Genomic DNA, 13,548 nt, shown 5'->3' on the forward strand with positions numbered 1-13,548 from the left:
CCGAGGCTAGAGCGCTTGGTACCAGCTCAGCACCTGGGGAAAGTGATCCTCTGTGGCATCCTTGTGGGTCAGCATCTCGGCGTGGCCATAGTCGTGGCGGTTGCCATTGGCCTTGCTGAGTAAGGTATAGGTCACCGGCTTGATATAGCACTCCTTAATCATGCGCTGCACGTCGGCCGGATTACCCAGCACCTGATCCCCCTTGCCAGCAATAAACCAGCTCTTAGGCCAGCCCTGCTTTGCCCCTAAGGCAGTTGCCGCCTTGGCGTAATCGAAGCCATCGTCATGATCAATCCACTCGCCTCTGACCCAGTCGATACTCTGGGACAAGGAGGCCCTGGTCTCATTATCCATCCCCATGCGCCAGCGATCGGCGGCCAGATAGCCATGACCGGCGGCAATCGCCGGCGCCAGTTTGTTCCATACCAGATCCACCATCAGCCACTTCTTAAGGGAGCGCACCTTGATGGCACGCTTGCTGCCGAAGGTCAGCAAAGACGCGACACTGGTCTGAAAGAAATCGAAACGCGCGATGGCGCTGGCCATCAGTACGCCCCCCCAGGAGTGGGCGCACCAATGCACCTGATGAGCCTCGGGATGCTGAGACAAAATATAGTGCTGTACCAGAGGAAGCTGTTCACGGATCACCTCACCCTGACCATGGCTGGCGCCTGTGCTCAATTTTGGTGTACTCAAACCGCGCCCCAGTGTATCGAGCACATAAACCACGAAGCCCGCCTCGGCCAGGTAGCAGCCAAGCCCCCTGCCCTTATCGCTATAGAAGACCCGGCCGTTAGACATGGCGCCATGAAGCATCAGTATGGGTGGCCGACTCATGTCGGCATCGGGCCGTTTGAGCAGGCGCAGGTGGAGTTGTCCCTGACGATAGGGAATAAAACGTGATTCTTGGATCAGAGTTGACACTGAAAACATCCCAGTAAAATTTGATTTAAAGTACTGACTTTAAAGGAGTAACACAAGAGCAAAGCGAGAGAAAAACAGGACTCAAACAGGCCTGAAGCCATCTTAAACAAGTGTTTTAAAATTATGACTTGAAGATCAAAGATAAAAGGATGATTTTAAACGCGAGCTTTAGATTCGATCAGGCAGAAACTTAGCCATTCTAGTCGAGATAAAATAAGGCCCGCACAGGGCGAGCCTTTTGATGTTGAGTTAGATTCGGCCGAGAATTCCGCCTAGGCCAGGTTCACCAACATGTAGGGCAGTACCCTTAGATCCAACTTGGCAATGGACGCATCGGCTGCCGCCTTTAGCTTAGGCTTAGCATGATAGGCGATGCCAAAGTCGGCCGCCTGCACCATGGGGATATCGTTGGCGCCATCGCCTATAGCCAGGCGTTGACCCACAGGGATCTGCCAGCCCTCGGCGCTGCGTAGCACGGTATCGGCTTTGAACTGGGCATCGACCACAGTGCCTATCACCTCTCCCTTGAGCTTACCCTCGACGATCACCAGCTCGTTGGCATAGGCGGCATCTAGGTTTAACTGCTGCTTGAGGTGCCCAACAAACGGCGTGAAGCCGCCAGAGGCCAACACCAGGCGCCAGCCATAATCCTGGAGCTCGGCCACCATGGCCTCCAGCCCAGGCATCAGCGGCAGCTTGCTACACAGGGTATCTATGATACCGGCATCGGCGCCCGCCAGCTTGGCTACCCGCTCACGCAGGCTCTGCTCAAAATCCAGCTCGCCCTGCATGGCGCGCTCGGTAACCTCAGCCACCGCCTCGCCAACGCCGGCCATGGCCGCCAGCTCGTCGATACACTCTATCTGAATCGCCGTCGAGTCCATGTCCATCACGAGTAGACCGGGCCTATCCAGCCTAGGCTGCTCTGCGCCGATATGCAGCAGCTCGATATCGTCTCGCTCGCCGAGCGCATCACAGACTTGCTGCCCCGCCTGCTTGTCGAGGCAGAGCTCGATACAGGTAAGATCGTTTTGGCGGGTGATAAGGGCGATGCTCACAGACGCTGCACAGGACAAGAGCTGCTCGGCGATAATCACCTGACACTGAGAGCCCAGATAGACCAGGCGCAGGCGAAAATCAGCGTTGGGGGCGCTTGCTTCCTCATGGCGTGAAAACAGACAGCCATCCAGGGTGATACTCGCGCTAACCTCATCATAGAGCCATGAAAACAGAGGATTTTGTTGCTGATTTGCCATTAGTCGTGCGTCTCCGGGTATCGGGTTAGAGGATAATCCATTATGATTAATAAAACCCTTATCATCTTCAGGTACAAAGTGTTTTTTCTTAAAGGACTCAAAAAGACCCAGAGGCTGACGCGACTACTGCAGATTGCTGTGGCGGTCGCCCTCATGGTGGGCCTGTTCCAATTATGGGAAACTAGCCTACTACAAGGTCAGCAGCTTCTAAAGTCCCAAACCCAAAAGATGGCACGATTATTAGTGCAGCAGACCGCCTATGGCGCCGCCCCGGCGCTGCAGCTGCAAAACGATGAGCAGCTACAATGGCTCACCAGCGCCCTGGTGCTGGATCCTAAGGTGATGTCGGCCACCATCTTCAGCGAGAAGGGACAGCGCCTGGCATTCGCTCAGAGCGTCACCAACGAGCAGCTGGAGCCGGAATCGGAAGAGCTAAAGGCCCTGCTGGCGCCTTACCCGCCCTATGTAGAGGCGGTGCTGCAGGATGATAAGAACCTAGGTTACATAGAGGTGCGTCTGGTGCCGCAGCGCTTCTTCAATGAGATCAAGGAGGCGCACCAGCTCAACATGGAACAGCAGCAGATGATGTTGATCATCGCAGGCCTCATCGGCATGTTGCTCTCCCGCGCCCTCTCCTTTAAACGAGCCGACTTCGAGCGCCGCAAGACCAAGAGCAAAATCGGTAAGAAAATCGCCGCCACCCTGGGAGCGGATGACGCGCAGGAGAGCGACGACTCAGCCCCAGATGCAGGCGGTGATAAGAAACAAGGCAATTAAGAAGGCGTCACCCGGCGAAGGATACAGATAAGACTCACGCTCAGCTTAAGCCAGGTTTAAACAGAGGAAACTCTTAGTCAGATGAAAGGCTAAGTCAGAGGAAAGCCCTAGTCAGACAAAAACCTTGATCAGAGGGAAGCCTTGATCACAGTAATGCCCTGGTCAGAGAAACCTTGAAACAGACATAAAAAAACGGGCCAATTGGCCCGTTTTTATTAAACACTCGCGTGATAATTACAGAGTAATAGCCGCTTCCAGTGTCATTTCGATCATTTCGTTGAAGGTAGTTTGACGCTCGTCAGAAGAGGTCTTCTCACCGGTACGGATATGGTCAGATACTGTCACCACACATAGCGCCTTAGCACCAAATTCTTTAGCAACACCGTATAGACCAGCGGCTTCCATCTCAACGCCTAGCACGTCCATCTTTTCCATCACGTCGAACATTTCTGGATCTGGCGTGTAGAACAGGTCGGCAGAGAATACGTTACCAACGCGGTACTTAGTACCCTTCTCTTCGGCTGCCTTAACCACTGCGCTCAACAGGCTGTAGTCACAGATAGCGGCGAAGTCTTGGCCCTTGAAGCGTAGACGGTTAACTTGAGAATCGGTACAAGCACCCATACCGATGATCACGTCGCGTACTTTAACGTCTGTGCTGATCGCACCACAAGTACCCACGCGGATTAGGTTTTTCACGCCGTAGTCTTTGATCAGCTCAGTCGCATAGATAGAGCAAGAAGGGATACCCATGCCTGAACCCATCACAGAGATACGAACGCCTTTGTAAGTACCTGTGAAACCTAGCATGTTACGTACGTCGGTGACTTGCTCAACGTTCTCAAGGAAAGTTTCTGCAATGTATTTAGCACGTAGCGGGTCGCCTGGGAATAACACTGTATCAGCGAATGCACCGTCGACTGCATTAATGTGTGGTGTAGCCATCTATATAACCCCTATTTTTAGACTTAAGTCTTTTTCTAGTAGCGGTGGCCCAATTTAAGCCACCAAATCATAATATTGTAGCAGGATGACCTTAAGTCATCCTTATTGTCTAGGCGACGAATGACTCGCCGTATTCCATAGGCTCTAGACCGAAGTAGCTCGCAATGCTCTGACCGATATCGGCAAAGCTGTTACGACGACCCAGTGAACCAGGTGCTAGACCTGCGCCATAGGCAAGTACTGGCACGCGCTCACGGGTGTGGTCTGTACCCTGCCAGGTTGGGTCGCAACCATGGTCTGCGGTCAGCAGCAGTAGATCCTCTTCACCCAGCAGCGCCAACATCTCTGGCAGACGGCTGTCGAAGTACTCCAGCGCGCGGGCATAACCGGCGATGTCACGGCGATGGCCGTAGTGAGAGTCGAAATCGACGAAGTTAGTGAACACGATAGTACGGTCACCGGCTTGCTTCACCTGCTCCAGGGTCGCATCGAACAGAGCTTCCAAACCTGTGGCCTTCACCTTCTTGGTGATACCGCAGTGCGCATAGATATCGGCAATCTTACCCACGCTAACCACTTCACCACCGGCCTCTTTCAGCTTATCGAGAACCGTCTTTGATGGTGGCTCGACCGCGTAATCTTTACGGTTACCGGTACGGGCGAAATCGCTTGGGCCTGTGCCAACGAATGGACGGGCGATAACGCGGCCGATGTTGTATGGCTCAAGCTCTTCACGAGCGATTTGACACAAGGTGTAGAGGTTTTCCAGACCAAATGTCTCTTCGTGACAGGCGATTTGGAACACAGAGTCCGCCGAGGTATAGAAGATAGGTAGACCAGAGGTCATATGCTCTTCGCCTAGCTCTTCGAGAATCGCCGTGCCTGAGGCGTGGCAGTTACCCAGGAAGCCTGATAGACCGGCGCGCTCAAGGATCTTGTCGGTCAGCTCTTTAGGAAAAGAGTCTTTCAGGTCGCTAAAATAGCCCCACTCATACAGAACGGGAACCCCCGCCATCTCCCAGTGACCGCTCGGCGTATCTTTACCCGAACTCAGCTCATCGGCATGACCGTAGGCACCGATCACTTCGACATCGTCACCGAAACCTTCAGCAAAGCTGCCTGTGCTCTCTTTAGCGGCCAGTGCCAGGCCAAGCTTGGCCAGGTTAGGTAGCTTAAGCGGGCCTTCACGACCGTCGTTGGCCTTGCCTTCGGCACATGCCTTAGCAATATGACCAAAGGTGTTTGAACCTGAGTCGCCAAAGGCTTCAGCATCTTTTGCTGCACCGACCCCGAAAGAGTCGAGCATCATAATGACAGTTCTTTTCATCTTATACTCTCCTAGAGATCTGACTGACGAATGTAACGATAGATCTCTGGTGTTTTCTCTGGCGCTTCATCGCCAATGTGAATCGCTTTCTTCACGGCTGCCGCCGCTTCTTCGAAGGCGCTTTCAGATTGCGCATGTACCATGGCAATCGGCTTATCTGAGGTGATCTCATCGCCCAGCGCACAGACTTGGGTCAAGCCCACGCTGTAATCTAGGGCATCACCTGGCTTACGACGTCCACCGCCTAGGGTTACTACCGCAAGACCTAGCTCACGGGTATCCATAGAGGCCGCGAAACCGCTACGGTCGGCGTATACAGGACGAATGATCTGCGACTGTGGCAGATACTTAGCATAGTTTTCGATAAAGTCGGCTGGGCCGCCCAGGCCGGCAATCATGCGACCGAAGATATCGGCAGCCTTACCGTTATCCAGCACGCGGTTGAGTTTCTCGCGGGCTTCGGCTTCATTGGCGGCCAGGCCACCTAGCTGCAACATCTCGGCACATAGACCCATAGTCACTTCATACAAGCGTGGGTTACGGTATGCACCGGTCAGGAAATCCACCGCTTCTTTCACTTCTACCGCGTTACCGGCACATGATGCCAGCACCTGGTTCATGTCGGTCAGCAGAGCAGTAGTCTTGGTACCGGCACCATTGGCTACCGCGGTAATGCTGCGAGCCAACTCTTCAGAGGCCTCATAAGTTGGCATGAAGGCGCCACTGCCCACCTTAACGTCCATGGCTAATGCATCGAGACCGGCGGCAAGTTTCTTAGAAAGAATAGAAGCTGTGATGAGAGAGATGGATTCAACGGTTGCGGTATTATCGCGAATAGAATAGAAGCGCTTATCGGCGGGGACCAGGTCTCCAGTTTGACCTATGATGGCGACGCCGGCTTCTTTAACGACTTTTCTGAACAGGTCGCTGTCGGGCTCAGTCTGGTAACCAGGAATCGCATCGAACTTATCCAGAGTTCCGCCGGTGTGACCCAGGCCACGGCCGGAGATCATTGGCACATATCCGCCACAGGCTGCAGCCATGGGGCCAAGCATCAGGCTAATCACATCGCCCACACCGCCAGTGCTGTGCTTATCGATGATAGGGCCGTCGAGGCCGAGGTTCTTCCAGTTAAGGACGGTGCCAGAGTCACGCATGGCTGTGGTCAGCGCAATACGTTCATCCATGTTCATGTCTTTGAAATAGACCGCCATACCCAGTGCAGCGATTTGGCCTTCAGAAACTGTGTTGTTGGTGATCCCCTGAACGAAAAATTGGATCTCTTGGGTAGACAACACTTCGCCATTACGTTTTTTACGAATAATCTCTTGTGCTAGAAACATGGTACTGCCTCCAAATTTGTCACAAAAAATCGTATTTGAGTGACAAATTCTCTTGTTTAACGCCAAAACCGTAATTTAATTACGAACAATATATACAAGTTTTGGCGTTATCAAATAGATTTAGATCACACTTAACTAATAAAGCTAACCGCGTCGCTTAGTAACCTTGAGGACCCTTAGGCGCTTCGGCCAATTCCAGGGTGTGTAGCAGGTTGTTTAGCAGGCTAGACGCTCCGAAACGGAAGGTACGTGGAGTAGCCCAGCCCTTGCCTAGCAGACGCTCAGCAACACCTAAGAACTCTTCTGCGGCTGCAGCATCACGCACGCCACCGGCTGGTTTGAAACCAACTTTAGGGTTCTTCTCGGCGATAACTGTCATCATGATCTCGGCGGCTTCCAAGGTGGCGTTTACTTCCACTTTACCGGTAGAGGTCTTGATGAAGTCGGCGCCGGCGTCGATAGACAGCTCAGAGGCCTTGCGGATAAGCGCTGGGTCTTGCAGTACGCCAGACTCGATGATCACCTTCAGCAGTACGTCGTCACCACAGGCTTCTTTACAAGCTTTAACCAGCTCATAGCCTACGGTTTCGTTGCCTTCCATCAGGGCACGGTATGGGAATACTACGTCAACTTCATCGGCACCATAGGCAACGGCGGCACGCGTCTCTAGCACGGCGATCGCGATATCATCGTTACCATGGGGGAAGTTGGTGACTGTAGCGATTTTGATCTCTTCACAACCCATTTCATTCAGGGTCTTACGAGCGATAGGAATAAAACGAGGATAGATACAGATTGCAGCTGTGTTGCCTGCAGGCGTCTTAGCCTTATGACATAACTCAATCACTTTCTGATCGGTATCGTCATCGTTCAGGGTCGTCAGATCCATCAGCTCAATGGCTTTCTGTGCTGCTTTTTTTAAATCACTCATATTAGCTCTCCGAAACGTAAATTATAAATTCAGAAACAAGAAATCGACGTATGGCAGCACCTAGAGTTGGCATCTTCTGATTATATTTATGGCCGGGCCTTCAGGCGTTGCCGTAAATTTGTTTTATCGGTACGACATAACAAGTTTACTAATTCAGGTATTCAATGCCCTGGTGAAACCAGCGGCGATCCTGACACAAGGGTCACGACTTGAATCCTTGAAGACCGGGAAGGGGGAACTAAGTAATTATACTTTGTAGAGTAGTGTTCCAGCCTTTCCGCGAAAAATCCTTTTTAGCGCGTAAAACTACTAACCTTTATGTAAACAAGCTCTATTAATATAGTCCATGCTTAGATAAAGATTACTCACTTAGGTTAAACAATCATGACAAACCTAAGAGAGAGATGAGGAGCCGCCTTCAGGCGGCTCCCAAACCTACAAAATTCTGAATTTAGAACTTGTAAGTTGCGGTGAAGTAGTGACCCCAACCAGTGGTTTCCAGGCCAACGATACCAGCGCCATCTTTCAGCAGGTAAACGTCTTTGTAGCCTTTCAGGCCATAGCCAAGTGCATACTTGTCAGAGTGCCAGTACAGACCGAAGAAGGCTGCACCACCGTTGTCAGACATAGGAACGAACTCGTTACCCATATCTTCGTCACCACCGAACTGCCAATCAACATAACCTTGGAAAGATAGGAAGCTCTTGTTTTCGAAGAAGTAGAAAGGCTTGAACCAGTTAGCAGAGAACTGGTAACCGTTCCACTCTTTCTTGTTCAGGTCGTAGTGAGCGTATAGGTTCATGCCGGTTTTGCCTAACCAAGGCACGTTTACGTCAGCACCGATACCCCAGAAAGTAGCGTTTACGTCTTCACCGATAGCTCCGCCACCCCAGTTGAACAGAGTTGAGAAGTACAGCTCTTGAACAGGACCGAAAGACAGGTCTTTACCAGTGATCGCATCTAGAGAGAAGCGTGGGTTAAACTTCATGAACATTTTGCTAGCGCCAGAACCTTGTGCCTTGTCGCCAGCTTTTTCGTTGCCTAGGTTGAACACGTCAACATAACCGTATAGATCAACGATACCTTTACGGCCGCCGAATTCCATCTCTAGGTAGTTGTGTCCGCTTTCACCTGAGCTTGGTAGCTCGTCTACAGAGTACATAGCGTTGAACTGCATCCACTTGTAGTCGGTAGCGTATAGATCTGAACGATCTGCTGCAAAAGCACTGCTAGACATTGCTGCTACTGCGGTAGCGGCTAAAGCTAAAGTTTTAACGTTTTTCATCATCAACCCCATTATTTTATGGTTTTACTGCTCTTTACGAGTCAGCGTTTCTTTCTTTGTTGGCGCCGCATTTTACTCAAATTGTATTAAATCACAATACAATTAATGTAAAAATGCGAACACAATATTCTAACACTAAAACAAACTTCTGATTTATCACTGATATTGGTGTTTTATCACCGGCCAGATCGAAGTTTATCTACCCATGACTAAGCATCAACAGCAGTGATAAACAGTCATCTTGTTGCTAATATGTTGAAAAATGGTTGAGTTAACGCTGACTCTGCCCTGCTGGGCAGAGTCGTCGTTCAGGGGCATCCCCCCAAGGAATTTCCTGAGACTTATAACGCTAGGAACAGGCCCGCTAGCGTTGCACTCATTAGGTTAGCCAGAGAGCCAGCTATTACCGCACGGATACCAAGCTTAGCTAGGTCATGACGACGGGTAGGAGCCATTGCACCTAGACCACCCAGTAGAATCGCGATAGAAGACAGGTTCGCGAAACCACACAGAGCGAATGAAATGATTGCCTTAGTTCTGTCAGTCATTACAGCGTTAGTCGCTTCAACTAGCAGACCACCGTCAGCAACGTCTTTCAGGTATGGAGCAAAGTTCAGGTAAGCAACGAATTCGTTAACAACGATCTTCTGACCGATGAAAGAACCTGCGATAAGCGCTTCGTTCCAAGGCACACCGATTAGGAATGCAAGTGGCATGAAGATGTAACCAAGGATCAGCTCTAGGGTGATACCTTCCGCACCGAACAGACCAGTTACGCCACCGATAATACCGTTGATCATCGCAATCAGACCAACGAAGGCTAGCAGCATAGCACCAACGTTCAGAGCTAGGTGCATACCAGATGAAGCACCGGCAGCAGCAGCGTCAAGTACGTTAGCTGGCTTGTCTGGATCTTCTGGCAGCTCATCCATTTCGTTAACAGTTTTCTCTGTTTCAGGATGCATTAGCTTAGCCATCAATAGACCACCTGGTGCAGCCATGAATGATGCAGCAACTAGGTACTCGATAGGTACACCCATCTGCGCGTAACCAGCCAATACTGAACCAGCGATAGAGGCTAGACCACCCACCATGATAGCGAACAGCTCAGATTGAGTCATAGTCGCGATGAATGGACGAACAACCAGTGGCGCTTCAGTTTGACCAACGAAGATGTTAGCAGTCGCTGACATAGACTCAGTACGGCTAGTACCCAGAGCTTTCTGCAGACCACCACCGATGATACGGATGATCCACTGCATGATGCCCAGGTAGTAAAGTACCGCGATCAGCGATGAGAAGAAGACGATAACAGGCAGTACGTTGATAGCGAAGATGAAGCCCACTTTGAAGTTAGCCAGATCGCCGAACAGGAAGCCGATACCGTTTTGTGCGTAACCGATAACGCTAGATACGCCATCTGAAACACTTTTTAGAATGTCTTTACCGATAGGTACGTACAGTACGAAACCTGCAAAGAATGCCTGAATCGCAAGTGCACCAAATACGGTACGCATGTTGATAGCTTTTTTGTTGTTAGAAAGCAAAAAACCTATCGCGAGTAGGACGACCACCCCTACTAAACTCATTAAAATATCCATTAACCATCACCCTATTGTTAATACTTTTTAATTATGTTGTTAACCAACCTTTTTCACTGTCAGATTATACCCGACCGAATGGTTAAAATCGTCGTTTTGATCAAGTTTTTGAAGTTTTATTTCAAGGTGTTACAAAAAAAACTTGGTGCGATTAACATCTGTTTTTTCAAAAATAAACTAGAGGTCAAAGAGTTGCAGTGTATTTAGGAACACTTGTTCTGATACCAGAACGTTAGATTTTTTTTGCAATTTAGCGATTTTCTCAATTAGCAAATGCAAAATTAAGCTGGATCCGCCGGTTTTATCGGCAAAGTCCGACTTTTTCACCTGGGAAACCAGGGCTAAATCAGTCTCGATCACCAGATGTTCTAACGGTAACTTGACAAGGGTTTCTTGCAATTTTTTCGCTTTTTCCTCCAGCAACAGATGCCCAATACCTAGGTAATACCCCGCATCCACATATCGCTGAGCCAGCTGCATCGAGCCATAAAAGCCATGTATCACACCTCCTCTTGTTAGTGGGTAGCGCTTGAGTAACGCCAGCACCTCGTTGTGGGCCTTGACGCCATGCAAAATCACCGGCAAGTCGTGTTGCTGTGCCAACTGCAGTTGCGCCTCGAAACAGGGAAGCTGAGCCTCCCAGGAAGCTTTATGTAAGGCATCTAATCCACATTCGCCGATGGCTACCAGCTTAGGATCACCGCCTCGCTCATCAAGCAGTTTAGACAAGTTTTCAATATCTTGCCGCCAATCTGCCGTGCAATACCAGGGATGCACCCCGAGACTGTAGTGAAATCCGTAGCGGCTGGCGACCGCCTGCAGCTTAGGCCATTGACTGGCACTGACGCCTGGGATCACCGCATCTTTAAGGCCACTGGCCTTGAGTCTCTCGACAAGCAGCTCACGCTCAGCATCAAATTCGCCAAAATCCAGATGCACATGACTGTCGATAACGGTTAGGCGATTATCGCCGACGTCACCGCCTCTCTTATCGGCGGCTGACATCATCGGCTTTGGCCTTAAGGTTTTGAGACACTTGAGATTCTTTAGATTCTTGAAGGGCTTGCTGAGGCTCTCGCACCTCTTGGAAGCTTGAGCTTAAATTTGAGTCCTTCAGCTCTGGTTTATCTAACTCTGGTTTACCTAGCTTTGGTTTATCTAGCTTTGGTTTATCTAAATGGGGATCGCTCAGCTTGGGCGCGCAGCAACGTTGATTCTCGGGCGTGAGGCCCATACGATCGCACCAGGCGATGTAGGCCCGCCACCATTTGACTATCATCTTAACTCCTCACTTCTATGGCTCACCTTTATACCAATCACGGTAAGTGAGTGATCAGAAATAGCCAAGGAAAAACGTTCGAGAACAAGGCAGAATTTTTCGATAAGTAGTTATTCTACAATCAAAAATAATAACGCCGTTATTGGACGTTTTAACAAGCTAGTAATGATCAATTATTTACTACGATTGGTATTACTATACTGAAGGGCTCAAAAAATATGCATAAAAAAAGCAGCCTAGGCTGCTTTTTCATTTGATTAGTTTTCGCGGGTCTTGGCGAACTCTATGTCGGGATAACGTTCCATCGACAGATTCAGATTCACCATGGTCGGTGCCACATAGGTGAGGTTATCACCACCGTCGAGTGCCAGGTTATTGCTGCATTTACGCTTAAACTCTTCCAGCTTCTTGGCATCTTTGCTGTAAACCCAGCGCGCCGTTGCCACGCTGATCGCCTCGTAGATAGCCTCAACCTTATATTCGCTCTTGAGACGCTGCACAACTACTTCAAACTGCAGCACACCCACGGCGCCTACAATCAGGTCGTTAGAGTCGAGCGGACGGAACACCTGCACCGCACCTTCTTCTGACAGCTGTACCAGTCCCTTGAGCAGTTGTTTCTGCTTCAGCGGATCTTTCAGCCTGATACGACGGAACATCTCAGGTGCGAAGTTAGGCACACCGGTGAAACGTAGCTTCTCGCCTTGGGTGAAGGTATCGCCGATACGAATGGTGCCATGGTTATGCAGACCTATGATGTCACCAGGATAGGCCGCCTCGGCGCGGTTACGATCGCCCGCCATAAAGGTGAGCGCGTCGCTTACATTCACATCTTTACCGATACGCACGTGATGCATCTTCATGCCTTGCTCGTAACGGCCTGAGCAGACGCGCATGAAGGCGACGCGGTCCCTATGCTTAGGATCCATGTTTGCCTGGATCTTAAACACGAAGCCACTGAACTTAGGCTCATCGGGCTCGACGTTACGCTGATCCGACTCGCGCGGCTGAGGACGCGGCGCCCACTCGACGATACCATCGAGAATATGATCGACACCGAAGTTACCCAGCGCGGTACCGAAGAATACCGGTGTCAGCTCGCCCTTGAGGAAGGCCTCAAGATCAAACTCATGAGAGGCACCCAGCACCAGCTCCATCTCATCGCGCAGGTCTTGTGCGTAGCTGCCGATTGCCTCATCCAGCTCTGGATTATCCAAGCCCTTGATGACGCGTGAATCCTGGATGGTATGACCCATGCCGTTCTGGTAGAGGATCACCTCATCACGCAGCAGGTGGTACACGCCCTTGAACTCTTTACCTGCACCGATTGGCCAGGTAATTGGCGCACAGGCGATGTTCAGTATGTTCTCTACCTCGTCCATCAACTCGATAGGATCACGAATATCGCGGTCAAGTTTGTTCATGAAGGTCACGATCGGCGTATCACGCAGACGGGTGACTTCCATCAACTTGATGGTGCGTTGCTCAACACCCTTTGCCGAGTCGATCACCATAAGGCAAGAGTCAACCGCCGTCAGCGTACGATAAGTATCTTCCGAGAAGTCTTCGTGACCTGGAGTATCCAGCAGGTTCACCAAGGCCTCGCGGTAAGGGAATTGCATTACAGAGGTGGTAATCGAGATACCACGATCCTTTTCCATCTCCATCCAGTCAGACTTGGCATGCTGTCCCGACTTCTTACCCTTTACCGTGCCCGCCTTCTGCAACGCCTGTCCGAACAACAAGACCTTCTCGGTGATGGTGGTTTTACCCGCATCCGGGTGCGAGATGATGGCGAAAGTACGACGCTTGTCGACTTCAACTTTATAGCCTGACATGATTACCTGCGAATTTGATGGAGTGTTAAAAGCGGGCAATTA

General features: G+C 50.6%; 12 protein-coding genes. 1 reads left to right on the forward strand and 11 read right to left on the reverse strand.

What is annotated here, in order from left to right:
* Positions 1 to 6 precede the first annotated feature (6 nt).
* Positions 7 to 933 carry an alpha/beta fold hydrolase gene (locus K0H80_RS14345; protein WP_220072023.1) on the reverse strand — a complete coding sequence of 309 codons (927 nt, stop codon included), beginning with the start codon at positions 931 to 933 and terminating at the stop codon, positions 7 to 9.
* A gap of 263 nt (positions 934 to 1,196) precedes the next feature.
* Positions 1,197 to 2,180 carry a phosphoserine phosphatase SerB gene (gene serB / locus K0H80_RS14350; RefSeq protein WP_220072024.1) on the reverse strand — a complete coding sequence of 328 codons (984 nt, stop codon included), beginning with the start codon at positions 2,178 to 2,180 and terminating at the stop codon, positions 1,197 to 1,199.
* Positions 2,181 to 2,333: 153 nt separating this feature from the next.
* On the opposite strand from serB, the gene K0H80_RS14355 reads away from it, so the two are divergent.
* The gene (locus K0H80_RS14355) at positions 2,334 to 2,957 is read left to right on the forward strand and encodes an AhpA/YtjB family protein (RefSeq protein WP_434086650.1); all 624 of its coding nucleotides are present in this window, start codon (positions 2,334 to 2,336) and stop codon (positions 2,955 to 2,957) included.
* Positions 2,958 to 3,191: 234 nt separating this feature from the next.
* On the opposite strand, the gene deoD is transcribed toward K0H80_RS14355, so the two are convergent.
* From deoD to prfC, 9 genes are all read right to left on the reverse strand, one after another.
* Entirely contained in the window at positions 3,192 to 3,902 is a 711-nt protein-coding gene (deoD, locus tag K0H80_RS14360) for a purine-nucleoside phosphorylase (RefSeq protein ID WP_011866609.1), read from the reverse strand.
* 109 nt (positions 3,903 to 4,011) lie between these two features.
* The gene (locus K0H80_RS14365) at positions 4,012 to 5,229 is read right to left on the reverse strand and encodes a phosphopentomutase (protein WP_220072025.1); all 1,218 of its coding nucleotides are present in this window, start codon (positions 5,227 to 5,229) and stop codon (positions 4,012 to 4,014) included.
* A gap of 11 nt (positions 5,230 to 5,240) precedes the next feature.
* Complete coding sequence (deoA, locus tag K0H80_RS14370) at positions 5,241 to 6,572, reverse strand: thymidine phosphorylase (protein ID WP_220072026.1); 1,332 nt, start codon at positions 6,570 to 6,572, stop codon at positions 5,241 to 5,243.
* A gap of 157 nt (positions 6,573 to 6,729) precedes the next feature.
* Positions 6,730 to 7,503, reverse strand: a complete 774-nt coding sequence (gene deoC / locus K0H80_RS14375) for a deoxyribose-phosphate aldolase (protein ID WP_011866612.1) — start codon at positions 7,501 to 7,503, stop codon at positions 6,730 to 6,732.
* A gap of 451 nt (positions 7,504 to 7,954) precedes the next feature.
* Entirely contained in the window at positions 7,955 to 8,788 is an 834-nt protein-coding gene (locus tag K0H80_RS14380; RefSeq protein ID WP_011866613.1) for a nucleoside-specific channel-forming Tsx family protein, read from the reverse strand.
* 341 nt (positions 8,789 to 9,129) lie between these two features.
* Complete coding sequence (locus K0H80_RS14385; RefSeq protein ID WP_011866614.1) at positions 9,130 to 10,389, reverse strand: NupC/NupG family nucleoside CNT transporter; 1,260 nt, start codon at positions 10,387 to 10,389, stop codon at positions 9,130 to 9,132.
* Positions 10,390 to 10,566: 177 nt separating this feature from the next.
* Positions 10,567 to 11,397, reverse strand: coding sequence for a TatD family hydrolase (locus tag K0H80_RS14390; protein WP_258406110.1), 831 nt, complete (start codon positions 11,395 to 11,397; stop codon positions 10,567 to 10,569).
* Positions 11,378 to 11,668, reverse strand: coding sequence for a DUF5363 family protein (locus K0H80_RS14395; protein ID WP_011866616.1), 291 nt, complete (start codon positions 11,666 to 11,668; stop codon positions 11,378 to 11,380). Before K0H80_RS14395 ends, K0H80_RS14390 begins: the two co-directional genes overlap by 20 nt.
* Positions 11,669 to 11,925: 257 nt before the next feature.
* Positions 11,926 to 13,506 carry a peptide chain release factor 3 gene (gene prfC, locus K0H80_RS14400; protein WP_220072027.1) on the reverse strand — a complete coding sequence of 527 codons (1,581 nt, stop codon included), beginning with the start codon at positions 13,504 to 13,506 and terminating at the stop codon, positions 11,926 to 11,928.
* Between the last annotated feature and the right edge of the window lie 42 nt (positions 13,507 to 13,548).

The organism is Shewanella aegiceratis (genome assembly GCF_019457495.1).
Lineage (GTDB): Bacteria > Pseudomonadota > Gammaproteobacteria > Enterobacterales > Shewanellaceae > Shewanella > Shewanella loihica.

Bases quoted from the DNA above. Each gene is read 5' to 3' on its own strand.
- K0H80_RS14345 (WP_220072023.1), bottom strand. From the start codon at position 933: ATGTTTTCAGTGTCAACTCTGATCCAAGAATCACGTTTTATTCCCTAT.
- serB (WP_220072024.1), bottom strand. From the start codon at position 2,180: ATGGCAAATCAGCAACAAAATCCTCTGTTTTCATGGCTCTATGATGAG.
- K0H80_RS14355 (WP_434086650.1), top strand. From the start codon at position 2,334: ATGGTGGGCCTGTTCCAATTATGGGAAACTAGCCTACTACAAGGTCAG.
- deoD (WP_011866609.1), bottom strand. From the start codon at position 3,902: ATGGCTACACCACACATTAATGCAGTCGACGGTGCATTCGCTGATACA.
- K0H80_RS14365 (WP_220072025.1), bottom strand. From the start codon at position 5,229: ATGAAAAGAACTGTCATTATGATGCTCGACTCTTTCGGGGTCGGTGCA.
- deoA (WP_220072026.1), bottom strand. From the start codon at position 6,572: ATGTTTCTAGCACAAGAGATTATTCGTAAAAAACGTAATGGCGAAGTG.
- deoC (WP_011866612.1), bottom strand. From the start codon at position 7,503: ATGAGTGATTTAAAAAAAGCAGCACAGAAAGCCATTGAGCTGATGGAT.
- K0H80_RS14380 (WP_011866613.1), bottom strand. From the start codon at position 8,788: ATGAAAAACGTTAAAACTTTAGCTTTAGCCGCTACCGCAGTAGCAGCA.
- K0H80_RS14385 (WP_011866614.1), bottom strand. From the start codon at position 10,389: ATGGATATTTTAATGAGTTTAGTAGGGGTGGTCGTCCTACTCGCGATA.
- K0H80_RS14390 (WP_258406110.1), bottom strand. From the start codon at position 11,397: ATGATGTCAGCCGCCGATAAGAGAGGCGGTGACGTCGGCGATAATCGC.
- K0H80_RS14395 (WP_011866616.1), bottom strand. From the start codon at position 11,668: ATGATAGTCAAATGGTGGCGGGCCTACATCGCCTGGTGCGATCGTATG.
- prfC (WP_220072027.1), bottom strand. From the start codon at position 13,506: ATGTCAGGCTATAAAGTTGAAGTCGACAAGCGTCGTACTTTCGCCATC.